Genomic DNA, 26,501 nt, shown 5'->3' with positions numbered 1-26,501 from the left:
CTTACCTCTAGACGATCGTGGATTGGGTGGTCCTCGCATGCCGGTGCCGGGTTCGCCGCTCACTGCCGCGTACACCCGCCTGACCGGGGTCCTTCCGGACCTGGAGATCGTGGAGCGGTCGGCCGGGGAGCCGGCCCCGCGGGGCGCCGGCTGGGTCGCCGCCGACTCGCTCGCAGCGGGCGACGAAGGGCTGGAGACGTTCCTGACCTGGGACGACGACCAGGTGGTGCGGGACTACGGACAGCGCGCCCGCCCTGATGTCGTGGCCAGCTTCGGACTGCACCGGTACGCCTGGCCGGCCTGTCTGCTGATCACCGTGCCGTGGTTCCTGCTGCGCCGCGTGCCGCGCTACCCCGTGACGCACGTCTCGTACGACCGCACCGTGCCGGATCTCGGCATGGGCCGCCTGTCGGTGCGGGCGGAGGGTTTCGCCTGTCTGCCCGGCGATCCGGCGGCGGCCCTGCCCGGCGCCCGGGTGGTCGCCGACGAAGAGGCGCTGCGGGCCGAGGTGCGGGCCGCCGTCGCCGAGCACCTCGAACCCGTACTCGCCGGCTTCGGCCCGCGCATGCGGCGGCGCGGACGGGCCCTGTGGGGCATGGCGACCGACGAGATCGTGGAGGGGCTCTGGTACGTCGGTCATCTGGTCGGCGAGGAGGAGCGGTCCAAGCGCGAGCTGGAGGCGCTGCTGCCGGGGGCGACCCGGCCCTACGTCGGTTCGGCGGCGTTCCGTCAACTCACCGGCCCCCGCGGGGAGTCGCTGCCCACCCGGGACCGGGCGAGCTGCTGCCTGTCCTACACGCTGGTCTCCGAGGACACCTGCGCCACCTGCCCGCGCACCTGTGACGCCGACCGGGTCACCAGGCTGCTGGCAGAGGCGAGTTGAGGGACCCTCAGGCGCAGGGCCCGCGAGCCGTCCCGTAAGATCACCCGCGAACTAGGCTTCCGGCGGGTTACAGGGGATTCACAATTTCCTCACTTGCCGCAGGAACTTTCCGTGGAACCACCCGTACGGGTAGTCTTATTCGAACTCAACTCCCGCCCCTCATGCGGCAGTTCGAGCAGAACGCCGCCCTGGGCATCCCCTTGCACTTCCTTGGCGGCCTCTTGCCCCGAAAACGCCTGAGGGCCGTTGGGATTGGGCCACTATGGCGGGCGTTACGCCCTATCCCAATGCAAGGGACCCCTAGATGAGACTGACCGACATATCGCTGAACTGGTTGCTTCCGGGCGCCGTACTGCTCCTGGGCATGCTGGCAGCGGTAGCGGTGCTCGCGCGGAGCAAGCGGTCCGGCGGGGAGCACGCGAAAGACGACTCGTGGGAGCGCAGCGAGGAGCGCCGCAGGCGCAAGGAGGCCATATACGGCACCGCCTCCTACGTCCTTCTGTTCTGCTGTGCGGCGGTGGCGGCCGCCCTCTCCTTCCGCGGCCTGGTCGGCTTCGGTGAGGAGAACCTGAGCCTCTCCGGCGGCTGGCAGTACCTGGTGCCGTTCGGCCTGGACGGCGCGGCCATGTTCTGCTCCGTCCTCGCGGTGCGCGAGGCCAGCCACGGTGACGCGGCGCTCGGCTCCCGGATACTGGTGTGGACGTTCGCGGGTGCCGCGGCCTGGTTCAACTGGGTGCACGCGCCCAGGGGTCTCGGCCACGACGGCGCTCCGCAGTTCTTCTCCGGCATGTCGCTGTCCGCGGCTGTGCTGTTCGACCGCGCGCTGAAGCAGACCCGCCGGGCCGCGCTGCGCGAGCAGGGTCTGGTGCCGCGTCCGCTGCCGCAGATCCGTATCGTGCGCTGGCTGCGTGCTCCCCGTGAGACCTACAGGGCCTGGTCGCTGATGCTGCTGGAGAACGTGCGCAGCCTGGACGAGGCGGTCGACGAGGTGCGCGAGGACAAGCGCCAGCACGAGCAGAACCGGCTGCGCCGCCGGGAGCAGGACCGTCTGGAGCGCGCGCAGCTCAAGGCCATCAGCCGGGGCCACCGCGGCTTCGTCGGCCGTGGCGGCGGCAACGGCGGGCGCCAGATGGAGGCCCTGGAGCGGGCGTCCGCGCCGGCCTCCGCGGAGACCGCCATATCGGCGCCCGAGCCGCTGCCCGTCCGCTCGCGGCCCTCGCTCCAGCCCGTCCGCAAGGCCGGCGCCGAGTCGCTGACCGTCGACCTCACCGCGGAGGACGACACAATGGCCCTGCCGCGCCTTGACTCCCTGGAGCGCAAGCTCAAGGACCTGGAGCAGCAGTTCGGTTAGCCGAGCGGGCTCTTGCAACGGCGGAAGGGGCGCGACCCACACGGGTCGCGCCCCTTCCGCCGTGCCCGGACATGTCGATCGCGTGCCCGCGGGCCTCAGGCGATCTCGGCGTCGTCCAGTTCGAACCACACCGCCTTGCCCACCGCGTGCGCGCGCACGCCCCAGGCGTCCGCGAGGGACTGCACCAGGACCAGGCCTCTGCCGTGCGTGCCCTCGTCGGCGCTCGGCACGCGCAGCCGCGGCCTGCGGGCCACGAAGTCCCGTACCTCCACCCGGAGTCCGTGCGGTCCGACGGTGGCCGTCAGGACCGCGTCGTGGTCGGTGTGGATGAGCGCGTTGGTGACTAGCTCGCTGGTGAGCAGTTCCGCTATCTCCGATCGTCCGGGCCTGCCCCACTGCCGCAGCAGCTCGCGCAACGCCCGTCGTGCCTCGGGCACTTCCTTCAGATCGGCGCGCCCGAGTCGGCGCCGAAGCTGTGGCGACCGCGCCTGCTCCATGGCACTGTCGTCCTCTTCCTCCACTGTCCTGGCCGAGGAGGCCCCGATCGCCACAGGACCGCCCCCTCGTGCGTACCTCTTCATGACCCCCGCCCGCGTGCCGATGTCGGCTCCCCTCCTTGTCGAACACGTTCACGGGGATCCATGCCCTCTGGGACACGCGCCAGTCATGTCCAATCCTGGACGACCAGGTGTTCGGCCACGGATACGGCGCTGCCCGTCGGGTGGATGACACCCTGGACCGAGCCGTCCGAGCGTCGAAGGAGCCGCCGTGCACGACGACCGACTGTTGGTTGAGGCCCGACTGGAGCGCGCGGTACGGCAGTTCGTGCAGCCCGCGCGGTACGGGGCGCGCGTGCCGCTGGCCCTGTCCGTGTGGCATGTGCCGGGCGAGCCGGTGCCGGTGGACCAGGCGCTGCAGGCCGCCTACGAGCCCTTCACGACCGGCACGGAGTGGGGAAAGCCCTGGTCGACAAGCTGGTTCCGGTTGACCGGGCGGGTGCCCGAGGAGTGGGCGGGCCGACGGGTCGAGGCGGTGATCGACCCCGGATTCACCGGCGACGGACCGGGTTTCCAGGCGGAGGGACTGCTGTACGACGCCGCGGGCGTCCCCCTCAAAGGCGTTCACCCGCGCAACCGCCACCTGACTCTCGGGGCCCCGGCGAGCGGAGGCGAACCGGTGCATCTGCTCCTGGAGGCGGCCGCCAATCCGGCCGTACTGCACGGCTTCGAGCCTACGCACCTGGGCGACGTCCTGACCGCCGGCGATGCGCCCATCTACCGATTCCGGGCTGCCGACCTGGCCGTACTCGACGAAGAGGTGTGGCAGTTGGGCCTCGACATCGAGGTGCTGTCGGAGCTGATGCACGAGCTGCCGATGGACCGGGCCCGGCGGCACGAGGTGCTGCGCGCCCTGGAGGACATGCTCGACGCGCTGGACCTGCACGACGTGTCCGGCACGGCGCCGGCGGCCCGCGCGGCCCTCGCGGACGTGCTGTCCCGGCCGGCGTCGGCGAGCGCGCACCGGGTCTTCGCGACCGGACACGCGCACATCGACTCGGCCTGGCTGTGGCCGCTGCGCGAGACGGTCCGCAAGGCCTCGCGCACCTTCGCCAACGTCACCGCGCTCGCCGCCGACTACCCCGAGCTGGTCTTCTCCTGCTCGCAGGCCCAGCAGTACGCGTGGGTGAAGGAGCACCAGCCGCACATCTGGGAGCGGATCAGGAAGGCCGTGCGAGAGGGCAACTGGGCGCCCGTGGGCTCTATGTGGGTCGAGTCGGACGCCAACATGCCCGGCGGCGAGGCACTGGCCCGCCAACTCGTGCACGGCAAGCGGTTCTTCGCCGAGGAGCTCGGCACCGAGACCGAGGAGGTCTGGCTGCCGGACTCCTTCGGCTACACGGCCGCCTTCCCGCAGCTCGCGAAACTGGCCGGAATCCGTTGGTTCCTGACCCAGAAACTGAGCTGGAACCAGTCGAACCGGATGCCCCACCACACTTTCTGGTGGGAGGGCATCGACGGCACCCGCGTCTTCACCCACTTCCCGCCGGTCGACACGTACAACTCGCAACTGCACGGTCGCGAACTCGCGCACGCGGAGCGCAACTTCGCCGACAAGGGCCGGGCGACGCGCTCACTGGTCCCCTTCGGCTGGGGCGACGGTGGCGGCGGTCCGACCCGCGAAATGCTGGAGAAGGCACGGCGGTTGCGCTCCCTGGAGGGCTCACCGCGGGTCACGGTCGGCAGACCGTCCGCCTTCTTCGCCGCCGCCGAGGAGGAGTACGGTCCCCAGGCGCCGGTGTGGTCGGGCGAGCTGTATCTGGAGCTGCACCGGGCCACCTACACCACCCAGGCCAAGACCAAGCAGGGCAACCGGCGCTCCGAACACGCGCTGCGCGAGGCGGAGTTGTGGTGCGCGACGGCCGCGGTGCGGGATCCCTCGTACGCCTACCCGTACGACGCGCTCGACCGGCTGTGGAAGACGGTGCTGCTGCACCAGTTCCACGACATCCTGCCCGGCTCCTCGATCGCCTGGGTGCACCGGGAGGCGCGCGAGACGTACGCGCGGGTGCTGGCGGAGGCCGAGGAGATCACGGCCGCGGCGGTGACCGCGCTGGGGTCGGCCGACGGGCCGGGCAGTGCGTCGGGCGAGGGGCGGAGCGTCTTCAACGCCTCGCCGTACGCGCGGACCGAGGTCGTGGGGGACGGTCTGGTGACCGTGCCCGGGCTGGGCAGCGCGCCGGTGCCGGACACGGCGGACGAGAGCGTCCGGACCCAACAGGTCGGTGACACCTATGTGTTGGAGAACTCCCGGCTCCGGGTCACCGTGGACGCACGGGGTCTGCTCACCTCGGTGCGGGACCTGCGGGCCGATCGCGAGGTGCTGTCCGGTCCCGGCAATCTCCTCCAGCTGCATCCCGACCACCCCAATGCCTGGGACGCCTGGGACATCGACCGGCACTACCGGCGCCGGCACACGGACCTGACGGACGTCGAGTCGGTGGAGCCGGTGGCGGACGGGCCGCTGCTCGCGGCGGTGCGGGTGACGCGGACGTTCGGGAAGTCACGGATCACGCAGGAGATCCGGCTGGCCGCGGCCGGCCGCCGGGTGGACGTCGTCACGGACGTCGACTGGCAGGAGTCGGAGAAGGTGCTCAAGGCCGCCTTCCCGCTGGACGTGCACGCCGAACGCTCCACCGCGGAAATCCAGTTCGGGCACGTGCACCGTCCCACGCACGCCAACACGTCCTGGGACGCGGCCCGTTTCGAGATCTGCGCGCACCGCTGGATCCGGGTCGCGGAGGAGGGGTACGGCGTCGCGATCCTCAACGACTCGACGTACGGCCACGACGTGACCCGCTCCCCGCACGCCGACGGCCTCGGCACGACCGTACGCCTGACCCTGCTGCGCGCCCCGCACAGCCCGGACCCGGAGACGGACCTGGGACAGCACCGCTTCTCCTACGCCCTGTTGCCCGGCGGGGACGTCGTGCACGCGGTCGCCGAGGGGCTGGCACTGAACCTGCCGCTGCGGGTGGCCGAGGGACCGGTCGTGGCACCCCTCGTCCGGGTCGACCACCCGGGCGTGACCGTCGAGTCGGTCAAGCTCGCGGAGGACCGGAGCGGCGATGTGGTGGTCCGGCTCTACGAGTCCCGGGGCGGCCGGGCGCGGGCCACACTGAGCGCCGGGTTCCCGGTGGCCCGGGCCGAGGTGACGGACCTGCTGGAACGGCCGCTGCACGACAGCGACTTGGCCATCGAACTGCGGCCGTTCCAGATCCTCACCCTGCGACTGCGCCCGGAGTGACCGCCTCCTGGCCTACTTCTTCGCCAGGCCCTTCGCCCCGATGTGGTAGATCTCGCGGCTGTCGCGGGCCATGTCGACGACGACCTTGGTGGTGCTGTTCTTGCTCCAGGTCAGGGTGACCACGGCCTCCGTGTACTTCTTCGTGGAGCCGTTGTCGGTGACCTTCCAGGAGAGCGGGACGTTCTGGGCGCGCAGGACGCCGTCGGCGTGCTCCCTGTCCTCCCAGGCGGCCAGCTGCTTCTGGTAGGCGGGGGTCAGGTAGTGCCCCCGCAGCGTGTCGCCGAGGTCGCCGCTGCCCTCGTCGGTCACGGCGTCGATGTAGGCGCCGTAGAAGTCGGCGATGCGGGTGATGTTGTTCGACGGCGTCCCGCTGACGCTGCGCGGCGCTCCGGCGGAGGCCTGGGCGGTGATGCCGAGGCCGAGGGCCAGGGCGAGGCCGGCGGCCACGGTGGAACGGCGGGCGATGCTCTGCTTGCTGCTCATGTCTGTTTCCCCGTTTTGTGTCGTGCGTCGCTGGTCGAGCGTCGCTGTCGTGCTCTGCGTGCGATGAGAGGTATGGGGCCGCCCGCCCGACCCCCGTGCGGGAGGGCGGCCCCAGCTGGTGGCGGCGGTCAGTGGAGCTTGTTGACCGCCGTGACGGTCGTCTTCTTGAAGGCCTTCACGGGCGCGTCCTTGAGATCGCCCATCTGGGCCCAGTTCACGACCGTGACCGTCTTTCCGTCCCGGCCGACCGAGACGAGACGGACGTCGCTGGCGCCCCAGGAGGCCTCGGTGTGCACGCCGTAGACGTGGGCGCCCTCTTCGACGGCGAGCGTCCCGTAGTCCTTGCCGGAGGCCTTGATGTCCGGGTCGGCGTCGAGCCGGGCCGGGCAGGACTTGAGGTCCTTGTTCAGCTTCGAGACCAGCGCCTTGGCCGCCTTGGTGTTCGCCAGGGTGACGGAGATCTGGCGGGCGTTCGTGTCGAGGTCGGTCCGGAAGTCACGGTGCCAGGCGTTCTTCTGGCCCGGCAGGGCCCGCAGGCAGGTGTCCCACTCCGTCTCCTCCGGCACGCCGGCGGTGACCTTATCGGCCGTCCAGGCGGAGCTGGGGTGCGGCGGCAGTTGCTTGGCCGCGAGGAAGCCGGGCGCCTTCGGAGCCGCGCTCGCCGGTGCGGCGAGTGAGGTACCGAGAGCGAGACCCGCGATGGCGAGTACGGTGAGCGCGCCGGCTTTGCTGCGCTTGGGCATGGGTGTCCCCCGTGGGTGAGTGCATGGGTGTCGGAGTCGTACCGGCGGCGGATGGTCGGTCCGGCCCTGGTCGGTGCGACACCAAGAGCATCGGCCGTCACCTCGGCCGACCGCAAGCGCCGCCGCCCGATGCGCCATGATGGAACCATCCCAGCCCATCTGACGTGCAGGTATATGGAGTGCCTGGGATACGGGTCCGAGCCTGGGATCCGACATATTGACGGGGGTACGGTGTCGACTCGGGACGACGTCGAGGAGTTCGCGGCGCTGCTGCGGCAGCTGAAGGCGCGCACGGACCGGAGCTACGGCTCGCTGGCCCGGCGGCTGAACATGAACACCTCCACGCTGCACCGCTACTGCGCGGGCGAAGCGGTGCCGACGGACTTCGCGCCCGTGGAGCGGTTCGCCGCCTTCTGTGATGCCACGCCCGAGGAGCGGCACGAACTGCACCGGCTGTGGCTGCTCGCCGTGGCGGCCCGGCAGCGTCCGCGCGCCGCCGAGGCGGCGTCGGCCGAGGACACCGAAGTGATCGCGAGCGCCGAGGGCGGGCTGCCCGGCCCGGACTCCGCGCCCGCGTCGGGCCACCCCTGGTACCGCCGGCGCCGCATCCTGGTCGGCGCCGCCGCGGCCTCCGTCCTGATGCTCACGCTGGGCAGCCTGTCCGCCCTGTCGGACGACCGTCCGCCGTCCCGCTCGGCCCAGTCGCCGGACATGGCCGGTACGACGGAGGCCGGCACCGCCACCCGCTCGGCGACCCCGAGCGGCAGCCCGTCCGCCGGCCGCTCGGCCTCGTCGTCGCCGTCGCCGTCGGGCAAGAAGTCCTCGGCGTCCCCGACCCCCAAGAAGGAGGGTCCGGCGGGCAAGGGGACCAGCGGGCCCGCCTCGGGCGGCGGCGGTACGCCGCTCACGTGGACGGCCGACGACCAGATCTGGGAGGGGACCTGCGGCCACGACTACGTCATCGACAAGCCGATCACCGAGGTCCCGCCGCCGCCGGCCCAGCAGGACGCCGGTGTGTGGGCGGCGACCCAGGGCGCGGTGCACGGGCGGCTGACCAAGGTGCAGATCACGGTGCAGGGACGGTCCTCGACCGCGGTGGTCCTCGAAGGCCTGCGGGTCCGGGTCGTCGGCCGCGCCGCCCCGATGGCCGGCATCGACTACGCCATGGACCAGGGCTGCGGCGGCGGACTCACCCCGCGCTACTTCGCGGTGAACCTCGACAAGGACCGCCCCGTCGCCCGCGCGCAGGCAGGCAACGACACCGGGACGCCGATCCCGGCGGTGAAGTTCCCGTACAAGGTCTCCGCCCAGGACCCCGAGGCGCTGCTGGTCGACGCGACGACCGCGACCTGCGACTGCAGCTGGTACCTGGAGCTGGAGTGGTCCTCCGAGGGCCGCACCGGCACCGTCCGCATCGACGACCACGGCAGCCCGTTCCGTACCACCAGCGCCAAGGGCCTGCCGCGCTACTGGTACGGGACGAACGACGCCGGCGCGCGGGCCTGGGTGCCGACCGAGCGCTACTAGGAAGCGGTCGGACCGCCCTTACGGCCGGGGCACGTTGCGCAGGTTGGAGCGGGCCATCGTGAGCATGCGGCCGACGCCTCCGTCCAGGACGATCTTCGAGGCGGACAGGGCGAAGCCGGTCACCATCTCGGCGCTGATCTTCGGCGGGATGGACAGGGCGTTGGGGTCGGTGACGACGTCGACGAGGGCCGGGCCCTTGTGTTTGAGGGCGTCCTTCAGGGCGCCCGCCAGGTCCTTGGGCTTCTCCACCCGCACGCCGTAGGCACCGCAGGCGCGGGCGACGGCCGCGAAGTCGGGGTTCTTGTTGGTGGTGCCGTAGGAGGGCAGTCCGGCGACCAGCATCTCCAACTCGACCATGCCGAGGGAGGAGTTGTTGAAGAGGACGACCTTCACGGGCAGGTCGTACTGCACCAGCGTCAGGAAGTCCCCCATCAGCATGGAGAATCCGCCGTCCCCGGACATCGACACGACCTGCCGCTCCCGGTCGGTGAACTGGGCGCCGATCGCCATGGGCAGCGCGTTCGCCATCGAGCCGTGGGAGAACGAACCGATCACGCGGCGGCGGCCGTTGGGCGTGATGTAGCGGGCGGCCCAGACGTTGCACATACCGGTGTCGACGGTGAACACGGCGTCCTCGTCGGCGAGTTCGTCCAGTACGGAGGCCACGTACTCGGGGTGGATCGGGGTGTGCTTCTCGACCTTGCGGGTGTAGGCCTTGACCACGCCTTCCAGCGCGTCCGCGTGCTTCTTGAGCATCTTGTCGAGGAAGCGCCGGTTCTCCTTGGGCTTCACCCGCGGGGTCAGACAGCGCAGGGTCTCCTTCACATCGCCCCACACGGCCAGGTCGAGCTTGGAGCGACGCCCCAAATGCTCGGGCCTGACGTCGACCTGAGCGATCGTCACATCGTCGGGGAGGAAGGCGTTGTACGGGAAGTCGGTGCCGAGCAGGATCAGCAGGTCGCACTCGTGGGTGGCCTCGTAGGCGGCGCCGTAGCCGAGCAGACCGCTCATGCCGACGTCGAACTTGTTGTCGTACTGGATCCACTCCTTTCCGCGCAGTGCGTGGCCGATGGGCGACTTGATCTTCTCCGCGAACTCCATCACCTCGGCGTGCGCGCCCGCCGTGCCGCTGCCGCAGAAGAGGGTGACCTTCTCGGCCCGGTCGATCAGGTCGACGAGCTTGTCGATCTCGGCGTCGCCGGGCCGGACGGTGGGCCGGGAGGTGACGAGGGCGGTCTCCACGGCCTTGTTGGGGGCGGGTTCGGCGGCGATGTCGCCGGGGAGGGAGACGACGCTGACGCCCGACTGCCCGACGGCGTGCTGGATCGCGGTCTGGAGCAGCCGCGGCATCTGCTTGGGGCTGGAGATCAGCTCGCTGTAGTGGCTGCACTCGGTGAACAGCCGGTCGGGGTGGGTCTCCTGGAAATAGCCGAGGCCGATCTCGCTGGACGGGATCTGCGAGGCGAGGGCGAGCACGGGAGCCATGGAACGGTGGGCGTCGTACAGGCCGTTGATGAGGTGGAGGTTGCCGGGCCCGCAGGAACCGGCGCAGGCCGCGAGTTTGCCGGTGATCTGGGCCTCCGCGCCGGCCGCGAAGGCGGCGGTCTCCTCGTGGCGCACGTGCACCCAGTCGATGGCGGAGTTGCGGCGGATCGCGTCCACGACGGGGTTGAGGCTGTCGCCGACGACTCCGTAGAGGCGTTTGACTCCGGCGCGGACGAGGATGTCGACAAACTGTTCGGCGACGTTCTGCTTGGCCATGGTTCTGGGCGCCCCTTAGGTCTCCGCTGGATCTCCGCGGTCTTCCGGTCCCCCTGGGTTCCATGAATTCACAGCCCGAAGCCTCACGCCTCCCAAACGGCCGCGGCGGTCCGGTCGTCCGCGTAACCCTTGACCCTGACTTGGGTGTCGGCGAGGAAGGCGGCGAGCCCGGGGGCTTCGCCCCCGGACCACCGGCCGGTGAGATACCGGCACAGGTCGGGTTCGCCGCGCAACGGCTCGGCGAGACCTCCGGTGCACATCAGGAGCGTGTCACCCGGCTGGGCCACCGAGGCGCGGAAGCGGAAGGGTTCGTGGGGCGGCTCGGGGGCGGGCTCGTAGGGACTCGGCGGGGTCGGGATGCCGAGGTCCATGGTGAGCCGGTCGCCCTCGGGCGTCTCGGAGGGCAGCGAGCCGAAGCCGACGACGGCGTCGCCGGTGACATCGGTGACCCGCGGTTCGATGTCCTGCCACTCGCCGCCCCTGAGCCGGAAGAGTCCGCCCGTGCCGACGCCGAAGAAGACGCGCGTACGGCACTCGGGGTCGGCCGGCAGCAGCAGACAGCGCAGGGTCGCGGAGTACTCCTCCGGGTCGATGCCCTGCTCGGCGGCGCCCGCCCGGAGCTTGCCGAGACTGCGGTCGGTCAGCCGGTGCAGCCCCGACTTCAGGTCACCGCGCCGGCCGGACCTGATGTCCTCCGCGAGCCGGGCATGGCTGCGGCCGACGGCCCGCCCGATCCAGTGGCAGGCCTCGGCGGCGGCCTGGTGCGCGCCCGGCGTGGCCCGGGCACCGGTCGCCATCGCCACCAGCACCAGCGCGTGCTCACCGGTGCCGAACCTCGCGGTGAGCAGCGAGTCGCGGCGCGGCTCGCCCCGGAACCGTGCGGAGTCCCCGCGCACGGACACGGCCCGCAGCGTGCAGGCCCCGTACCGGGCGCCGTCCAGCACGGTGTCCGCGACCAGATCGTCGAGGTCGTCCGGGTCGGCGAGCGGCAGGGCGGTGGGTTCGGCGTCGTAGGTGGGCGGTCCGGAGCCGACGTAGTCGACGTTGGGTGGGGGGAGGGTCGGGAGGTCCAGGTGGGTGGCGGTGCGCAGGACCGGGGAGGTGGATGGGACGGGTGCGGCAGGTGGGGCGGGTGGGGCGTCCTGGACGGAAGCGATGAACCCGGCCGGCGGGGGCCCGAGCGGGGTCGGCGGGGTACCGGGCGGCGTACGGGGTTCGGGGGGTGGTGCCGTGGGGGCCGGCGGGGCTGCCGACAGGGGTTCCGGACTCTGGGGTGCCGCGAGCGGCGGTTCCCAGGGGACACGGTCCCGGACGGGCCCCGCGCGAGGCGGCTCCGGGGTGTCGGCGATCACCGGACGCTGCGGGGGAACACCGGTCCCCGCACGGCCGCCGGCACTCGCACCTGAACCGTCCGTCACCGCTTCCGTCGCCGACGCGAAACGGTCGTCGAGGGAGTCGGCGGCGCCCGCCGGGCCCGTGTCCTCGGTGGAGTCGTCGTACAGCTGTCCCCACCAGTCGTCCTCGTGACCGGTGGGACTTCCCCCCTGCTGGCTCATGCCCCTAATTGTCCACCGCGCGGGCTCGATGAAAACGGGGCGTCAGGAAAAACCGGCGCGACATGGCGCATCGAACGGCGTGTCGAGCTACCTGTCGAACAGTGATGCGGGAGTGGCGAGTTGAAGCCGCCGGACGGTTCCACCCCCCACGGGAGAACCGCCCGGCGACACCGAGGTGACCCGGGCCCGGATCCCCTGCGTGCCGGCGACACGTCTCGGACCCTGATCACGATCTGAGTGACCGCGTCCCGCCCCGCGCCTGCCGGACCGGCCTGATTGTGCCCCCGCACCCTGAAGACCAGCTGTGATTCAGGAATGCGTCCGCGGTGGCGCCACCTTGGCAGAGTGCCGGGTGGTACGGCGATGATGTGCCGAGGCGGGTTTGCGCCATGGCTGTTTTCCGCCATACGTGGGCACGCGCGAGGTTGGTTCGACGGGGAGGGCGACAGCTGATGCTGGAAGTGCTGGGACTGGACGAGACACACGAGTCGGCGTACCGCGCCCTCGTGTCCGTGGGCGCCGCCGACGTGTCCGACCTGGCCCGGCGGCTGACACTCGGCGAACGCGACACAGAACGCACCCTGCGCCGCCTTGAGCGGCACGGCCTCGCCGCCCAGTCCTCGGCCCGCCCCGGCCGCTGGGTCGCCGCCCCGCCCGGCGTGGCCCTGGGCGCGCTGCTCACCCAGCAGCGGCACGAGCTGGAGAAGGCGGAACTGGCGGCCGCCCTGCTGGCGGAGGAGTACCGGGCGACGGCGGCCGAGCCCGCCGTGCACGACCTGGTCGAGGTGGTGATCGGCGCGGCGGCGGTCGCCCAGCGCTTCCTCCAGCTCCAGCTCGGCGCGAGCGAGGAGGTGTGCGCGCTGGTCACCGGCAACCCGGCCGTCGTCTCCGGCGTCGAGAACGAGGCGGAGGAGCAGGCGACCGATCGGGGCGTGGTCTACCGGGTGGTGGTCGAGCGGTCCGTCCTCGACCTGCCGGACGGCATGACCGAACTGTCCGCCGCGCTCGCCCGCGAGGAGCGGATCCGGGTGGTGGAACGGGTCCCGACCAAACTGGTGGTGGCCGACCGGACGACCGCCCTGGTGCCGCTCACCTCGCACACCGCGGAACCCGCCGCGCTGGTGGTCCACGCGAGCGGCCTCCTCGAACTCCTCTCCGGCCTGTTCGAGTCGGTGTGGCGGGACGCGCTGCCGCTGCGCCTCGGCGCGTCCGGGGTCACCGAGGAGACCCCGGACGGCCCCGACACCATCGACCTGGAGGTGCTGTCCCTGCTGCTGGCCGGCCTGACCGACGCGAGCGTCGCCAAACAGCTCGACCTGGGCCTGCGGACGGTGCAGCGCCGGGTGAAGCGCCTGATGGAACTGACCGGCGTGACGACCCGCCTCCAGCTGGGCTGGCACGCGTACGAACGGGGCTGGGTGACCAGGGACGGGTCCTTCTGACCGCCGCGCGCTGGGCCCTTCTGACCCGCGCCGGCTCAGCCCGACCCGCGACCGCTCACCGCTCCCGCCCCACGCCCGACCGGCCCTTACCGGCCACGCCTGATCTGCGGCTTCGTCTCCCCTCCGGCACTCTGGTCAGATGGGAGTGTGGGACCTCCTGCTGGTCGGCCTGGTCCTCCTGCTCGGCCTGTGTGGAGTACTCGTGCCCGGGGTGCCGGGATCGTGGCTCGTATGGGCCGCGGTTCTGTGGTGGGCGCTGAAGGACCCGCAGCCGGTGGCATGGGGCGTGCTGGTGGGTGCCACCATCGCGCTCCTCGTCTGCCAGGTGGTGCGCTGGATGCTGCCCCCGAGACGGCTGCGCGCGAGCGGCGCCACCCCCCGAATGGGCGTGTACGCGGGGACGGGCGCGCTTCTGGGCTTCGTCCTCGTCCCCGTCCTGGGCGCGATACCCGGCTTCATGGGCGGCATCTACGTCGGCGAACGGCTCCGCCTGGGCGGGCACGGAGAGGCACGGGCGGCACTGCGGACGGCGATGCGCTCGGGCGGGTCCAGCGTGCTGGCGGAACTGTTCACCTGCCTGCTGATCGCGGGGGCGTGGCTGGGCGCGGTGATCTGGGGCTGACGGCACGCGCCCGGCTCGCTCGACGGCACGCCCGGCTCGCTCGTGCGGATGTAGGCCCGCGGTCCTGGTCCGTGCGGCCGATGCGCGGGCCGACGGTGGGTGCTTGGCTTGCCGCCATGACCGAATTCACCGAGGCCGAGCGTACGTATCTGAAGTCGCAGCGGCTGGGCCGGCTGGCCACCGTCGATCCGCACGGGCAGCCGCAGGCGAACCCGGTCGGCTTCTTCCTCCAGGACGACGGCACCGTCCTGATCGGCGGGTACGCGATGGGCACCACCAAGAAATGGCGCAACCTCCTCAAGAACCCGAAGGCCGCCCTGGTCGTGGACGACATCGCGAGCCTGCGCCCGTGGCGGGTACGCGGCGTGGACATCCGCGGCGAGGCCGAACTCCTCACCGGACCGCACGAGTTGGGCCCGCACTTCAGTGAGGAGGTGATCCGCGTCCACCCACGCCGGATCCACAGCTGGGGCCTGGACGAGGTGGACACGGAGGCCTAGAGCACGCCCTCCAAGGACAGCAGTACGGTCTTGCGCTCCAGACCGCCGGCATACCCGGTCAGGGAGCCGTCCGCGCCGATCACCCGATGGCAAGGCCGCACGATCAGGAGGGGATTGGCGCCGATCGCTCCACCCACGGCCCGCACGGCGGCACGGGAGGCCCCGATACGCGCGGCGATCGCACCATAGGTCGTGGTCTCCCCGTACGGCACGGCCCCGAGAGCACCCCACACCCGCTCCCGGAACTCACTGCCTTCGCTGCGCAACTCCAGCTCGAACTCCTTGAGTTCACCACCGAAGTAGGCGGCGAGCTGTTCACCGGCGGCACGGAAGAGGTCGGGCGTGTGCAGCCAACCTTCCTGAACCGTACGGCCGTTCTTCTGTCCGGGCACGGACAGGGAGGTGAGCGTGCCGTCCTCGCCGTCGGCGGTGAGGAGCAGCGGCCCCACGGGACTGTCGACACTCGCATAACGCACAGGGCCACTCATCAGAACTCCAACTCCCCTGCGGCACGCAGGTGTTGCAAGGCGTACGAGCGCCAGGGGCGCCAGCTGTCGGGTACGTCGAGGAAGGGCGGGGCGACGTCGGGATCGCCGAGGGCGCGGGCGCGGATCGTGGCGACCGTGGCCGCGTCCATGCCGGGCAGCGCGAGCAGGGCCGCCGCCGCGTCGTCCCGGTCGACGCCGGCATCGAGGCGTACGGCGCCGTCGGCGAGGGCGGCGGTGAGCGCGCCCAGGGTGCCGTGCGGTTCGGCCTCCGCCAGGACCGCCGGTTCGGGAAAGAGGTGGGTGAGGCTGCCGCAGGGCGCGTCGAGCGCCTTGCCGTACCGCTGGACGAGCCGTTCGGCCGCGTCCCGCCCGACCAGTGCCCGCACCGCCAGTTCGGCCGGATCGGCGGCACCGGGCGACCGTATCCCCGGCCGGGCGGCGACCATGGGCGCGAGCCGCTCATCACTGCCGAGCCGCTCGTCGACGGCGTACGGATCGGCGTCGAGGTCGAACAGCAGCCGCAGCCGCTGCACGGCGGTGGTCAGATCGCGGGGGTCGGTGAGGTGCAGCCGGGCATCCAGCCATCCACCGGGGTGAGCGCCGGTCGTGGACCGGACGGTACCGCCCCGCTCGTCGACGGCGACGATGCCGGTGCCGTGCGGAAGCCGGAGGCTACGGCGGTACACGCGCCGCCCGACCACCCCATCCACGTCCTCCACACCGGCCACGGCCTCGGCCGCGAGCAGATCGAAGACGGCACCGGCCTGATAGGGCCCGCGATGGGCGAGCCGAAGGGGAATCCCGGCGGTCGGAGCGGCCTCCCGCAGCCCACCCCTCCCGGTCCGGGGCGCGGCGGCCCGCAGGGCACTCGGCGTGGCCGCGTACACGGCCCGCACGGTGTCGTTGAACTGCCGCACACTCGCGAACCCGGACGCGAACGCGATCTCCGTGATCGGCAGGTCGGTGGTCTGCACGAGCACCCGCGCGGTGTGCGCCCGCTGGGCGCGGGCGAGCGCGACGGGCCCGGCACCGAGCTCGGCGGTGAGCTGCCGCTGCACCTGCCGAGCGCTGTACCCGAGCCGCGTGGCGAGCCCGGCGACGCCTTCCCGGTCGACGACCCCGTCACCGATAAGCCGCATGGCCCGCCCCACGACATCCGCCCGCACGTTCCAGTCCGCGGACCCCGGCACGGCGTCGGGCCGACACCGTCGGCAGGCCCGGAACCCCGACCCCTGCGCGGCGGCGGCCGTGGCGAAGAACCGCACGTTCCGCCGCTTCGGCGTCACCGCCGGGCAGCTGGGCCGGCAGTAGATCCCGGTGGTCAGCACGGCGAAGAAGAACTCCCCGTCGAACCGCCCGTCCCTGCTCCGCACGGCTTCGTACCTGCTGTCGTCGTCCATCACGGAACCAAGTCTCCGCCGGGAGAAGCCGCCGAGCTAGCGGAAATCAGACGTCAAGCCGGACACTCCGGGTTCGTCGATCTTCAGCCCGTCCGGCGTTTGAGGACGAGGCCCCTTCAGGGCCGACAGCGGGGGCCTGGGGGCGGCAGCCCCCAGACGGCCACGACAACCCCGGTCACCACCGACCCCGCTTCGCCTCCATCGCCGCCTTCCCGTCAGAACCCTTCCGCTTCCACTCCCGCCGAAGCTCCGCACGGACCCGCGCATCGGTTTTGGCCACGATCCACTGGTTCTCCCGCATCAACTTCCGGTAACTCTCCAACCGCCGCACCGACAACTCCCCGGAGTCGAGCGCGGCAAGCACCGCGCACCCCGGCTCGCGCTCGTGTGCGCAGTCCTGGAAGCGGCAGCGTCCGGACAGTTCCTCGATCTCGGCGAAGACCTGGCCGACCCCGGTCTCGGCGTCCCAGAGGCCGACGCCCCGCAGTCCGGGTGTGTCGATGAGGACTCCGCCGCCGGGCAGGGCGAGGAGGTTGCGGGTGGTCGTCGTATGACGGCCCTTTCCGTCCGCGTCCCGGGTGGCGTGTACGTCCAGGACGTCCTCGCCGAGGAGCGCGTTCGCGAGGGTGGACTTGCCCGCGCCGGACTGGCCGAGCAGCACGGACGTACCGCCGGAGACGAGGGCGACGAGGACGTCGAGGCCTTCACCGCGTACGGCGCTGACGGTCAACACCGGCACTCCGGGGGCGGTCGTCTCGACGTCCTCGACGAGGTACGACAGGCCGACCGGGTCCGGCACGAGGTCGGCCTTGGTGAGCACGACGACCGGCTGGGCGCCCGACTCCCAGGCCAGGGCGAGGAAGCGTTCGACGCGGCCGAGGTCGAGTTCGACGGCGAGGGAGACGGCGACGATGGCGTGGTCGACGTTGGCGGCGAGGATCTGCCCCTCGGACCGCTTGGAGGAGGTGGAACGGACGAAGGCGGTACGGCGGGGCAGATACGTCCGTACGTAGCGCGGGTCGCTGCCCGCGGGGTCGACGGCGACCCAGTCACCCGTGCACACGACCTTCATCGGGTCACGGGGAACGACGAACTCGGTGTCGGCCCGTACGGTCCCGTCGGCGGTGACCACGTCGCACTGGCCGCGGTCGACGCGGACGACCCGCCCGGGCAGGAGGCCTTGGGTGTCGTAGGGCGCGAACGCGTCGGCCCATGCGTCGTCCCAGCCGTAGGGAGCGAGCGCGGAGGAGACGGAGGCAACAGAGCTGGAACTGCTGGAAGTCAAGGGGAATCCTTCACAAGGACGGCCCCGGCTGAGGGAGTTGAGGTCAGCCGGCTGCCAGGGAGGTGGACTTGATGAACTCGTGGGGGCGGGCAGCGCCCAGCGCGACGACAGTCATCGGTCAACACCTCCAAGGTCTTCCTCGTGAACGAGCACGGTCCGAACGAGCACGACTTTAAAGGCACTCGGGCCGAGACGCCACTGAATTGCGGCGCACCGAATTGCGGCGCACCGGATCACAGCGCATCGAGATGGTCCCGTACCCGTCCCATCGGCCAGACCTCGCCGATCTTGTGCCTGATGTCGAAGAGGTTGGCCGCGTGGATGTCGGCGTCCCGGTCGCCCACGGCCTCCTCGACCACGATGGGGACGAACCCGTACTGCATGGCGTCCAGGGCGGTGGCGCGGACGCAGCCGCTCGTCGACAGGCCGCCGATGAACAGGGTGTCGATGCCGTTCGCCGTGAGGTGACCGGCAAGGCCGGTGCCGAAGAAGGCGCTCGGGTACTGCTTCGTCACGGTCAGCTCGTCCGCCGCCGGGGCCAGCCCGTCGATGAAGTCGCCGAAGGGACTGCCTTCGACGAAGGCCCGCAGGACGGGCACCTTGCGGAAGAAGAGGCCGCCGTCGCTGCCGTCTGGCCGCAGCAGCACCCGCGTGACGATCACCGGGATCCCGGCCCGGCGTGCGTCGGCCAGCAGGAGCCTCATGGCCTCGGCCGCCGGTTCGACGCCCGCGTAGAGCGGGCAGTCCGGGTCGACGTAGGCGCGGGCGGGGTCCACCAGGAGGAGCGCCGGGGAGGTGCCGGGGGTGAGCCGGCCGCCGAATCCGGCCTGCTCGTAGTCCTCCTGCCGGGAACCGGTCATGGCGATGCCCTTCGTGAAGTGGCGGACTCCGGGCGGGCGTTGGCGACGGCCGCGTCGGTCGTACGTGGCGCTCGCAGCGAGGTCGGGAACGCGAGGCAGATCGCTCCCCCCACCACGAGGATGCCCGTGAGGACGAACCCCGTGACGCGGATGTTGGCGACGAAGCGGCTCAACTCGCCCGACGCGAGCACGTTCAGCGTGCCGAGTGTCCCGTCGTACGCGGCATGCCGGGCCGGTTCGCTCAGTCCCGTCGTGGTGAACGCGAGCGCGAGTGCCGTACTGAGCAGGTAACCCACGTTCTGTGTGGTCGACCGCAGGCCGTTGGCCATCCCGCGCCGGTCCGCCGGTGCGCTGAGCATCAGGGCACTCGTGCTGGGTGTCATGAACAGCCCGGTGCCGGCCCCCACGAGGAAGAGGAACGGGGCCACCTCCGGGAACGGCACCGCCGTGGTCGAGAGCGTCAGCGAGAAGCCCAGCAGTCCGCACGCCGTCATGGCCGTGCCTGCCGTCGTCAACGCTCGCGGGGTGAAGTGGTCGAACAGCGGACCGGCGACGGCCGAGGTCAGCAGCGTGCCGACCGCGACCGGTGTCACCAACACCCCCGCCTGCAGGGACGTGGCACCGGTCACCGCCTGCTCGTGCAGGGAGGCCAGGAGTACGACGGCGTAGGAGCCGACCGCGTTGGCGAGCACGGCGACGAGCACCAGGGCGATCGCCCGGGTACGCAGCAACGCCACGTCGACCAGGGGGTGCGACCGCTTTGCCTGGACGACGACGAAGGCCGTGAACAGCGCGAGGGTCGCGCCGGCGCAGACCCACGGCAGCCAGCCGGCGACGGTGGCCGTGCCGCCCGGGGTCAGGGTGAGGACCAGCGCGGTCAGCATCGCGGAGGACAGCAGCGCGCCCGGCAGGTCGAAGGGTTCGCGGGCCCCGCCGGACCGCCGGACGGTGTCGCCTCCGGTCGGCGGAGTGCGCGGGACGACCAGCGCCGAGGCGACGATCGCGAGCAGCCCGATCGGCACGCAGACGACGAACAGTCCGTGCGCGCCGAGGAGTTGGGTCGCCGCGCCGCCGACGAGCGGTCCGGCGATCTGGGCCAGCGCGGCCACCGTGACGTTCCAGCCGAGGGCCCGGCCCAGGCTCCGCGCGGGGAAGACGTCGGTCAGCAGGGCGGTGTTGTTGGTGATCACGGCGGCGGCCCCGACCCCCTGCGCGACCCGGGCCGCGATCAGGAGCTCCGCCGTCGGGGACAGCGCCGCGAGCCCGGTCGCGACGGTGAAGACGACGAGTCCGGCGAGATAGAGCCGGCGGCGGCCGACCAGGTCGGCGATCCGGCCGAAGACGAGGATCAGTGCGGTGGTGACCAGCATGTAGCCGAGCAGGATCCAGTCGGCCTGCCCGGGGCCCGCCCCCAGCTCCCGGGCGATCGTGGGCAGGGCGACGGCGAGACCGCTCATGTTGAGGAACACGGCGACCACGCCCACGGCGGTGGCGGCGAACACCCACCGCGGGTCACGGACGGCGGGCCGCGCCCCGGACATCAGGCCGGCCACAGGTCCGGCGGATCGGTCACGGGGTCGGTGGTCACCGCGGGACTGAGCGCGACTTCATCAGCGGCTGGATGCGCGTGCCGAAGTTCTCCAGGCCTTCGAGGAAGTCGTCGAAGACGAGCATGATCCCCTTGGTGCCGTCGACCTCGGCGACCTCGTCGAGCAGTTTCGCGACGGTCTCGTACGACCCGACCAGCGTGCCCATGTTGAAGTTCACCGCACCCTCGGGCAGCGCGATGGTCCGGGCGGTCGAGGTGCCGTCGGAGGTCGTGTCGGTGGCCGTCTCCCCCGCCATGTACGCCAGCGCCGCGCGGTCGGCGTTGTCGTGGTAGTCCTGCCACTTGGCGTGGGCGGCCTCGTCGGTCTCGTCGGCGATGACCATGAAGAGCGAGAGCGCGCCGACGTCACGGCCGGTCTCGCGCGCCGCCTCGACGAGGCCGGCCGTGGTGCCCGAGAGCGCGAGCGGGGTGTTGACTCCGCTGCCGAGGATGAAGTTGTACTGGGCGTGCTCGGCGGCGAATTTCATGCCGGTGGTGCTCTGGCCGGCGGCGACGATGTCGATGTGCCCGTCCGTCGGGCGCGGGGACAGCACGCAGTCGTTCATCTCGTAGAACTCGCCCTTGAAGTTGCTGACGCCCTCGCTCCACAGCTCCTTCATCACGGTGACGTACTCGGCGGCGCGGGCATAGCGGTTGCCGAAGTGCTGGTCGCCGGGCCACAGGCCCATCTGGGAGTACTCGCCGGGGGCCCAGCCGGTGACGATGTTGATGCCGAAGCGGCCGGGGGCGATGGAGTCGATCGTCACCGCCATGCGGGCGACGATGGCGGGCTCCAGCGCGAGGATCGGGGTGGAGGCGTACAGCTTGATGCGCTCCGTCACGGCGGCCAGGCCGGCCATCAGCGTGAACGACTCCAGGTTGTGGTCCCAGAACTCCGTCTCGCCGCCGAACCCCTTGAGCTTGATCATCGACAGCGCGAAGTCGAGCCCGTGCTCCTCCGCCTTCTGCACGATGGCCTTGTTCAGCTCGAAGCTCGGCAGGTACTGGGGTGAACTCTTCGATATGAGCCAGCCGTTGTTGCCGATGGGGATGAAGACGCCGATGTCCATACCGCTCCTCGCTGACGGGTGGGGTGAATCTGACGGGGTGACAACGAGCTTGCATGATCGGAGAGTTCCGCGAATTCCGCTGGTTCCAGGGGGAGTTCCGGGCCGGCCTCGACCGTATGCGTCGATCATTACTACCCTCGTCCCGATCTGTGAACGCGGCGCTACGCACGGCGGCCGGCTCACCCCGCCACGGGCCGGCGCGACACGCACCGTCACCGATCATCACCCCAGCGTGATCAATTCACAACTCGCCCTGAATTCACGTCAGTTGAGCACGTGTCGACGGTCGGAGTCGCTGGTGGGAATCGTGCGAAGCTGTACGTCACCTGAGACCGGAACGGTAAAGTCCAGAGTATGAACGCGCGTCTGGCTCTCCTCGGCACGGTGGACCCCGGCGTGGCGGAGAGCGAGGTCTTCCGGCTGGCGCTCCAGCACGCCGTGGGCGAGCTGAGCGCCCTCGGGGGAACGATTCACCTGCGCGGCCCCATGTCGATGCTGCGCCTGGTGTCGTCGACCGGTCTGCCCCCCGCGCTCGCCCGCTCCTGGGAGATCATCGACCAGGAGGGTCCGTCGGCCCAGGCCCGGGCCCTGCACCAGGGCCGCGGCGTGTGGCTGCCGCTGGAGCCGGCACCCGTGGCCGCGTCGGCCCCCGCGCCCGTGGCCGCGTCGACCCCGGACCTCAGCTGGCCCGGCACCGGCCTCGCCGCCCTGCCGCTGTTCGGCGGCGACCGCAGCATCGGCGCGCTCACGGTGCTGGCGGGCGACCAGGGCGAGCCGACCTCGCGGCAGTGGGACTTCCTCCAGGACCTGGTCGCCTGGACCGAGGAGCGCATGAGTCAGGCCGCGCCGCCCTCCACCCCCTCCCGGACGGAGCTGACCGGCTCCCGCGACCGCCTGCGGCAGGCCCTCAAGGAGGTCAGCGTCGGCTCCTGGGACTGGGACATCCAGGGCGGCGAGCTGCTGTGGGACGAGGCGGCCGTGGAGCTGTACGGCTTCCGGCCGGAGGACTACACCGCCAGGGTCGAGAACTGGATGGTGTGCGTCCACCCCGACGACCTGGCGCCGACGCTGGACGCGGTGGACCGGGCGATCCGCGACCACGGCGTGTTCGAGGCGGAGTACCGGGTACGGCGGCTGGACGGGACGTACGGCTGGACGCAGGCCCGCGCCCGGGTGACGTACCACGAGAACGGCGAGCCCCACCGGATGATCGGCGTGGGCTGGGAGAGCAACGAGTCGCGGTCCGCCCGGGACGCGCTCGGCCGCGCCCTGCGCCACATGAGCGACGGCTTCCTGGCGGTGGACGACGAGTGGCGGATCACCTTCGCCAACCTGGAGGCGGAGCGCACGCTGGGCTTCTCCGAGGAGGAGCTGTTCGGGCAGCTGCTGTGGGAGCTGCCCGCCACCCGCGAGGTGCCCGGCATGGAGAGCCGCTGCCGGGAGGCCGCGGCCGAGGAGAGATCCGTCGGGTTCGACGTGCGGATGGGGGACACCGGGCGGCGCCACCACGTGCGCCTGGTGCCGGGTCCCGACGGCCGTACCCTCTACTTCACCGATGTCACCGAGAAGCGGCAGCACGAGGAGGAGCGCCGGGCGTCCGAGCGCGCGGCGGTCGAACGCGCGGCCCGGATGGGCGAGTTGACGAAAGCCCTGGCCAAGGCGACGACCTCGCAGGACGTGGTGGCCGCGGTCGCCCGCCGGGTGCTGCCGCCGTTCGCCGCGGCCGGCCTGCTGGTGCAGGCCGTCGAGGGCGACCGGCTGCACACCGTGGGAGCGGACGGCTACCCGGACGACTTCCTCGCCATCGTCGACGGCCACTCCCGGACATCCGGTGAGCCGTCCTGGGACGTGATCGAGTCCGGTGTGCCGCTGTTCCTCTCCTCGGTCGAGGAGTACACGGCCCGCTACCCCGCCCTGACCGGCAGACCGGCCCGGGCCGAGAAGCAGGCGTGGGCGTTCCTGCCGCTGACGGCGTCCGGCAACACCTTCGGCGTCTGCGTCGTCGCCTTCGAGCGCTCCCGCCGGCTCTCCGACGAGGAGCGCACGCTGCTGACCACGATCAGCGCCCTCGTCGCCCAGGCCCTGGAGCGGGCGCGGCTCTACGACGCCGAGCACACCCGGTCCCGCGAACTCCAGCGCAGCCTGCTCCCCCGGGACCTGCCCGATCTGCCCGCCTGCACCGCGGCCGCCCGCTACCTTCCCGCGGGCCAGGGCATGGACGTGGGCGGCGACTGGTACGACATCATTCCGCTCTCGGGCGGCCAGGTCGCCCTGGTGGTCGGCGACGTCATGGGCCACGGCCTGCCGGAGGCGGCGACGATGGGCCGCCTGCGCACGGCGGTCCACACCCTGGCCGACCTGGAACTCCCACCCGACGAGATCATGAGCCACCTCAACGACCTGGTCGCCGGCATGGGCGAGGAGTCGTACGCGACCTGTCTGTACGCGCTCTACGACTCGACCTCCCGGATCTGCTCCATCGCGCGGGCCGGCCATCCGCCGCCGGCGGTGGTGCACCCCGACGGCACGGTCCACTTCCCGCCGCTGGAGGCGGACCCTCCGCTGGGCGCGGCGGAACCCCCTTTCGAGACCGTCGAGTTGGAGGTTCCGGAGGGCAGCCTGCTGGTGCTCTACACCGACGGTCTGGTGGAGTCGTCCAAGCGCGAGATGGAAGAGGGCATGGCGGACCTGGCGCGTCTGCTGCACGAGGCGCACAAGGCCGATCCGGGCACGGAGCTGGACCTGCAACGCCTCTGCGACACCTTGACAGCCGGGCTGCTGCCCGCCGAGAGCGCGACGACGGACGACGCGGCCCTGCTGGTCGCCCGGCTGCACGCCCTCACCGGCGACCGGATGGCGTCCTGGGCGCTGCCCGAGGACCCGCGGGCGGCCGGTCAGGCCCGCCGCCACGTCCGTGAGCAGCTCACCCTGTGGGGCCTGGACGATCTGATCCCGACCACGGAACTCCTGGCCAGCGAGATGGTGGGCAACGTGATCCGCCATGCCAGGGGCCCGCTGCGGCTGCGCCTGCTGCACGGCGCCGAGCTGATCTGCGAGGTCTTCGACGGCAGCCTGACGATGCCCCGGATCCGCCGTGCGACGGACACGGACGAGGGCGGCCGCGGCCTTCAGCTGATCACGGCCCTCTCCCAGCGCTGGGGCACGCGCTACACGGCCACGGGAAAGTGCATCTGGACGGAACAGTCCCTGTTCACACCGGAGAACCGACCGGAGCCGGCGTCGGACGCCCTGGACCTGATGTTCCTGAACACGGCCGAGTTCGCGGGGGACCTGGACGCCCTGCTCCTGGGGGACGAGGACCGCTAGCGGTCCTCGTCCGGAGGGTGTCGCGAGGTCAGGACTTCGCGCAGCTCTGCCCGTTCAGCGTGACGTCGTACGGCGGGGAGTTCTTGCCCGACCAGGTGGCGATGAAGCCGAAGGAGAACGTGCCGTTCGCGGGGACCGACTTGTTGTAGTCGGCGGCGGTGGCGGTGACCCGGGAGCCGTTCTGGGCGAAGTTGGCGTCCCACATCTGGCCGACGCGCTGGCCGTCCTTGAAGGACCAGGCCACCCGCCAGTCGCCGAGGGCCTTCTCGGTGGTGACGCTGATGGTGGCCTGGAAGCCGTCGGGCCACTGGTTGACGAGGTCGAACGCGAACGCGCAGGTGGGCGAGGCGCTCTTACTCGGGGACGGCTTGCCGTCAGCGGTGGACGAGGAGGTGCCCTGGGGTTCCGGGTCCGGGTCCGCCTTCTTGCCCTGGCCGGTCGGCGTCGCCGTCGTGGTGGCGGACGGGGTCGGGGAGGCCGTCTTCGGGAGCGGTATGGAGGACGGCAGGGACGGCTGCGGCGCGGCCACCGGGCTGGTGCCGGCCGAGGGGTCGCCGGAGGCCGACGCGTCGTCGTCCATGCCACCGCCCATCGGCATCATGGACACGGCCAGCGCCAGCAGCGACACCAGGACGGCGGCGACGAGCAGACCGTTGCGCAGGGCCTTCGCCCGCTTGGCGGCGTCCTGCGGCTCACCGCCCATGCCGGCGGTCAGCTCCGGGCGTCCGGCACCCATCCGCACCTCGGCGGCCCGGCGGCGGCGCTCCAGGTAGGCGAGGCCGCCCCAGCCGATCACTCCGCCGGCCAGCGCGACGGGCAGCCCGCCGCTGTTGGGCCGCAGACAGGCGGCGGCCTCCGCGCAGGCCACGCACCGGGCGAGGTGGTGCGAGAGGTCGTCCGGGATGTCGGCGGTGGGCGACCGGGTGACCGCGTCGAGCAGCCGCACATAACTGCGGCACTGCGCGTCCATCGGGGTGTCGACGTGGTTGCGGTGGCAGCGGTCCCGGAACAGGCCGCGCACCTGGGCGAGTTCGTCGGCGACGAGGGCCGCGTCGAGACCGAGGCGGCGGGCCACCACGGGCAGCGGCAGCGCCTCCACCTCGGCCAGCCACAGCAGCGCGGCGTCCGCCTCCTGGAGGTCACGCAGACCACGCAGGGCGATCGGGCGCAGCAGCGGCGGTCCGGTGTAGCGCGCGGCCTTGTCGGAGTTGAGCCACAGCCGCAGATCGGAGTCGAGGTCGTGACCCTGTCCACCCGCTTCCCAGGCCGCCGCGGTGGTGCGTACGGCGGTCAGCAGCAGGGGGATCACGGGGAGGTTGGGCGCGCGGCGGCCGGTGCTCCTGGCATTGCCGCTCTCGGCGGCGCGTGCTTCGCGTATGCCGAGCGCGAATGCCTCCGTGGCCAACTGTGTGGCCGCGGTGGAACCCGCGGTGCACAGGTCGGCGTAGGACAGCACGGCGTCCCAGCACTCCGAGAACAGCGCGGCCTCGGCGGCGTCCTTCGGGGTCGGCAGGTCGGGCATGGGTCTCCTGCATCCACAAGCGAGGTCAACTCACCATATTGGCAACGGAGTTGTGGGGAGCCTCGCGGCAGGGCCCGAGCCTTTCACGTCGTCGACACAACTGACAAGCGCCCGTTTCAATTTCGGTTACCGGCGGTCGCCTGACGACGACCCCCGGTGCACCTCACCGCTAGGGCCTGTCCGGCGGATCAGTCCGGCGTCGCGGGCCCTGGCACGCACATCTGCGGCGTTGTCGTCGGTCGCCGACGCTCCGCGTCGACTCCCTCCTCCGCCTTGCAGCTGCACGCAC

20 protein-coding genes are annotated in these 26,501 nt (G+C 71.7%); 8 read left to right on the top strand and 12 right to left on the bottom strand.

The window, feature by feature from the left end:
- Window positions 1-37: 37 nt before the first annotated feature.
- Both ACWD5F_RS29780 and ACWD5F_RS29775 read left to right on the top strand, forming a co-directional pair.
- The gene (locus ACWD5F_RS29780) at window positions 38-883 is read left to right on the top strand and encodes a (2Fe-2S)-binding protein (RefSeq protein ID WP_451258969.1); all 846 of its coding nucleotides are present in this window, start codon (window positions 38-40) and stop codon (window positions 881-883) included.
- A 304-nt stretch (window positions 884-1,187) separates the two neighbouring features.
- The gene (locus tag ACWD5F_RS29775; protein ID WP_401717568.1) at window positions 1,188-2,234 is read left to right on the top strand and encodes a DUF2637 domain-containing protein; all 1,047 of its coding nucleotides are present in this window, start codon (window positions 1,188-1,190) and stop codon (window positions 2,232-2,234) included.
- Between the two features lie 95 nt (window positions 2,235-2,329).
- Here the strand turns inward: ACWD5F_RS29775 and ACWD5F_RS29770 are convergent, their stop codons facing one another.
- A complete protein-coding gene (locus ACWD5F_RS29770) occupies window positions 2,330-2,731 on the bottom strand; it encodes an ATP-binding protein (RefSeq protein ID WP_401718525.1) in 402 nt (133 codons plus the stop codon).
- Window positions 2,732-3,002: 271 nt separating this feature from the next.
- Between ACWD5F_RS29770 and ACWD5F_RS29765 the strand changes: the two genes are divergently transcribed.
- On the top strand, window positions 3,003-6,038 hold the full coding sequence (locus ACWD5F_RS29765) for an alpha-mannosidase (protein WP_451258967.1): 3,036 nt from the start codon (window positions 3,003-3,005) through the stop codon (window positions 6,036-6,038).
- Window positions 6,039-6,050: 12 nt separating this feature from the next.
- On the opposite strand, the gene ACWD5F_RS29760 is transcribed toward ACWD5F_RS29765, so the two are convergent.
- Both ACWD5F_RS29760 and ACWD5F_RS29755 read right to left on the bottom strand, forming a co-directional pair.
- The gene (locus ACWD5F_RS29760) at window positions 6,051-6,521 is read right to left on the bottom strand and encodes a hypothetical protein (RefSeq protein ID WP_451258965.1); all 471 of its coding nucleotides are present in this window, start codon (window positions 6,519-6,521) and stop codon (window positions 6,051-6,053) included.
- A 128-nt stretch (window positions 6,522-6,649) separates the two neighbouring features.
- Window positions 6,650-7,264, bottom strand: a complete 615-nt coding sequence (locus ACWD5F_RS29755) for a hypothetical protein (RefSeq protein ID WP_451258963.1) — start codon at window positions 7,262-7,264, stop codon at window positions 6,650-6,652.
- Window positions 7,265-7,495: 231 nt separating this feature from the next.
- Here ACWD5F_RS29755 and ACWD5F_RS29750 point away from each other — a divergent pair, with 231 nt between their 5' ends.
- The gene (locus tag ACWD5F_RS29750; protein WP_451258961.1) at window positions 7,496-8,791 is read left to right on the top strand and encodes a helix-turn-helix domain-containing protein; all 1,296 of its coding nucleotides are present in this window, start codon (window positions 7,496-7,498) and stop codon (window positions 8,789-8,791) included.
- Window positions 8,792-8,809: 18 nt separating this feature from the next.
- Here the strand turns inward: ACWD5F_RS29750 and ACWD5F_RS29745 are convergent, their stop codons facing one another.
- Window positions 8,810-10,552 (bottom strand): pyruvate dehydrogenase, encoded by a 1,743-nt coding sequence (locus ACWD5F_RS29745; protein ID WP_451258959.1) that lies wholly within the window; start codon window positions 10,550-10,552, stop codon window positions 8,810-8,812.
- Between the two features lie 83 nt (window positions 10,553-10,635).
- Entirely contained in the window at window positions 10,636-12,108 is a 1,473-nt protein-coding gene (locus ACWD5F_RS29740) for a protein phosphatase 2C domain-containing protein (protein WP_451258957.1), read from the bottom strand.
- Window positions 12,109-12,560: 452 nt separating this feature from the next.
- Here ACWD5F_RS29740 and ACWD5F_RS29735 point away from each other — a divergent pair, with 452 nt between their 5' ends.
- The 3 genes from ACWD5F_RS29735 (at window position 12,561) to ACWD5F_RS29725 (ending at window position 14,672) form a co-directional block, all read left to right on the top strand.
- Window positions 12,561-13,550, top strand: coding sequence for a helix-turn-helix domain-containing protein (locus ACWD5F_RS29735; RefSeq protein ID WP_451258955.1), 990 nt, complete (start codon window positions 12,561-12,563; stop codon window positions 13,548-13,550).
- A 139-nt stretch (window positions 13,551-13,689) separates the two neighbouring features.
- Window positions 13,690-14,172: a DUF456 domain-containing protein gene (locus tag ACWD5F_RS29730; protein ID WP_451258953.1), complete on the top strand. Its 483-nt coding sequence runs from the start codon at window positions 13,690-13,692 to the stop codon at window positions 14,170-14,172.
- Between the two features lie 116 nt (window positions 14,173-14,288).
- On the top strand, window positions 14,289-14,672 hold the full coding sequence (locus ACWD5F_RS29725; RefSeq protein WP_401717545.1) for a PPOX class F420-dependent oxidoreductase: 384 nt from the start codon (window positions 14,289-14,291) through the stop codon (window positions 14,670-14,672).
- On the opposite strand, the gene ACWD5F_RS29720 is transcribed toward ACWD5F_RS29725, so the two are convergent.
- The 6 genes from ACWD5F_RS29720 to rutA all read right to left on the bottom strand — a co-directional run bounded on the left by ACWD5F_RS29720 (window position 14,669) and on the right by rutA (window position 21,363).
- The gene (locus tag ACWD5F_RS29720; protein ID WP_451258951.1) at window positions 14,669-15,160 is read right to left on the bottom strand and encodes a methylated-DNA--[protein]-cysteine S-methyltransferase; all 492 of its coding nucleotides are present in this window, start codon (window positions 15,158-15,160) and stop codon (window positions 14,669-14,671) included. The genes ACWD5F_RS29725 and ACWD5F_RS29720 overlap by 4 nt on opposite strands.
- A complete protein-coding gene (locus tag ACWD5F_RS29715; protein ID WP_451259513.1) occupies window positions 15,160-16,560 on the bottom strand; it encodes a bifunctional transcriptional activator/DNA repair enzyme AdaA in 1,401 nt (466 codons plus the stop codon). Before ACWD5F_RS29715 ends, ACWD5F_RS29720 begins: the two co-directional genes overlap by 1 nt.
- Before the next feature lie 175 nt (window positions 16,561-16,735).
- Entirely contained in the window at window positions 16,736-17,845 is a 1,110-nt protein-coding gene (gene rsgA, locus ACWD5F_RS29710) for a ribosome small subunit-dependent GTPase A (RefSeq protein WP_451258949.1), read from the bottom strand.
- Window positions 17,846-18,078: 233 nt separating this feature from the next.
- A complete protein-coding gene (locus tag ACWD5F_RS29705; RefSeq protein WP_451258947.1) occupies window positions 18,079-18,705 on the bottom strand; it encodes an isochorismatase family protein in 627 nt (208 codons plus the stop codon).
- Window positions 18,702-20,246: an MFS transporter gene (locus ACWD5F_RS29700; protein WP_451258945.1), complete on the bottom strand. Its 1,545-nt coding sequence runs from the start codon at window positions 20,244-20,246 to the stop codon at window positions 18,702-18,704. The genes ACWD5F_RS29705 and ACWD5F_RS29700 overlap by 4 nt, the downstream gene beginning before the upstream one ends.
- Window positions 20,247-20,289: 43 nt before the next feature.
- Entirely contained in the window at window positions 20,290-21,363 is a 1,074-nt protein-coding gene (rutA, locus tag ACWD5F_RS29695) for a pyrimidine utilization protein A (RefSeq protein ID WP_451258943.1), read from the bottom strand.
- A 354-nt stretch (window positions 21,364-21,717) separates the two neighbouring features.
- On the opposite strand from rutA, the gene ACWD5F_RS29690 reads away from it, so the two are divergent.
- On the top strand, window positions 21,718-24,690 hold the full coding sequence (locus ACWD5F_RS29690; RefSeq protein WP_451258941.1) for a SpoIIE family protein phosphatase: 2,973 nt from the start codon (window positions 21,718-21,720) through the stop codon (window positions 24,688-24,690).
- 28 nt (window positions 24,691-24,718) lie between these two features.
- Here the strand turns inward: ACWD5F_RS29690 and ACWD5F_RS29685 are convergent, their stop codons facing one another.
- Window positions 24,719-26,212, bottom strand: a complete 1,494-nt coding sequence (locus ACWD5F_RS29685; protein WP_451258939.1) for a cellulose binding domain-containing protein — start codon at window positions 26,210-26,212, stop codon at window positions 24,719-24,721.
- Window positions 26,213-26,501 lie beyond the last annotated feature (289 nt).

This window comes from Streptomyces sp. NPDC002499, assembly GCF_053595415.1.
The sequence above is the reverse complement of the archived record's forward strand: the minus strand, read 5'-3'. Positions and strand labels throughout refer to the sequence as shown.

Excerpts from the sequence above, each read along its gene's own strand:
- ACWD5F_RS29780 (WP_451258969.1), top strand. The coding sequence starts at position 38 with ATGCCGGTGCCGGGTTCGCCGCTCACTGCCGCGTACACCCGCCTGACC.
- ACWD5F_RS29775 (WP_401717568.1), top strand. The coding sequence starts at position 1,188 with ATGAGACTGACCGACATATCGCTGAACTGGTTGCTTCCGGGCGCCGTA.
- ACWD5F_RS29770 (WP_401718525.1), bottom strand. The coding sequence starts at position 2,731 with ATGGAGCAGGCGCGGTCGCCACAGCTTCGGCGCCGACTCGGGCGCGCC.
- ACWD5F_RS29760 (WP_451258965.1), bottom strand. The coding sequence starts at position 6,521 with ATGAGCAGCAAGCAGAGCATCGCCCGCCGTTCCACCGTGGCCGCCGGC.
- ACWD5F_RS29755 (WP_451258963.1), bottom strand. The coding sequence starts at position 7,264 with ATGCCCAAGCGCAGCAAAGCCGGCGCGCTCACCGTACTCGCCATCGCG.
- ACWD5F_RS29745 (WP_451258959.1), bottom strand. The coding sequence starts at position 10,552 with ATGGCCAAGCAGAACGTCGCCGAACAGTTTGTCGACATCCTCGTCCGC.
- ACWD5F_RS29740 (WP_451258957.1), bottom strand. The coding sequence starts at position 12,108 with ATGAGCCAGCAGGGGGGAAGTCCCACCGGTCACGAGGACGACTGGTGG.
- ACWD5F_RS29735 (WP_451258955.1), top strand. The coding sequence starts at position 12,561 with ATGCTGGAAGTGCTGGGACTGGACGAGACACACGAGTCGGCGTACCGC.
- ACWD5F_RS29730 (WP_451258953.1), top strand. The coding sequence starts at position 13,690 with ATGGGAGTGTGGGACCTCCTGCTGGTCGGCCTGGTCCTCCTGCTCGGC.
- ACWD5F_RS29725 (WP_401717545.1), top strand. The coding sequence starts at position 14,289 with ATGACCGAATTCACCGAGGCCGAGCGTACGTATCTGAAGTCGCAGCGG.
- ACWD5F_RS29720 (WP_451258951.1), bottom strand. The coding sequence starts at position 15,160 with ATGAGTGGCCCTGTGCGTTATGCGAGTGTCGACAGTCCCGTGGGGCCG.
- ACWD5F_RS29715 (WP_451259513.1), bottom strand. The coding sequence starts at position 16,560 with ATGGACGACGACAGCAGGTACGAAGCCGTGCGGAGCAGGGACGGGCGG.
- ACWD5F_RS29705 (WP_451258947.1), bottom strand. The coding sequence starts at position 18,705 with ATGACCGGTTCCCGGCAGGAGGACTACGAGCAGGCCGGATTCGGCGGC.
- ACWD5F_RS29700 (WP_451258945.1), bottom strand. The coding sequence starts at position 20,246 with ATGTCCGGGGCGCGGCCCGCCGTCCGTGACCCGCGGTGGGTGTTCGCC.
- rutA (WP_451258943.1), bottom strand. The coding sequence starts at position 21,363 with ATGGACATCGGCGTCTTCATCCCCATCGGCAACAACGGCTGGCTCATA.
- ACWD5F_RS29690 (WP_451258941.1), top strand. The coding sequence starts at position 21,718 with ATGAACGCGCGTCTGGCTCTCCTCGGCACGGTGGACCCCGGCGTGGCG.
- ACWD5F_RS29685 (WP_451258939.1), bottom strand. The coding sequence starts at position 26,212 with ATGCCCGACCTGCCGACCCCGAAGGACGCCGCCGAGGCCGCGCTGTTC.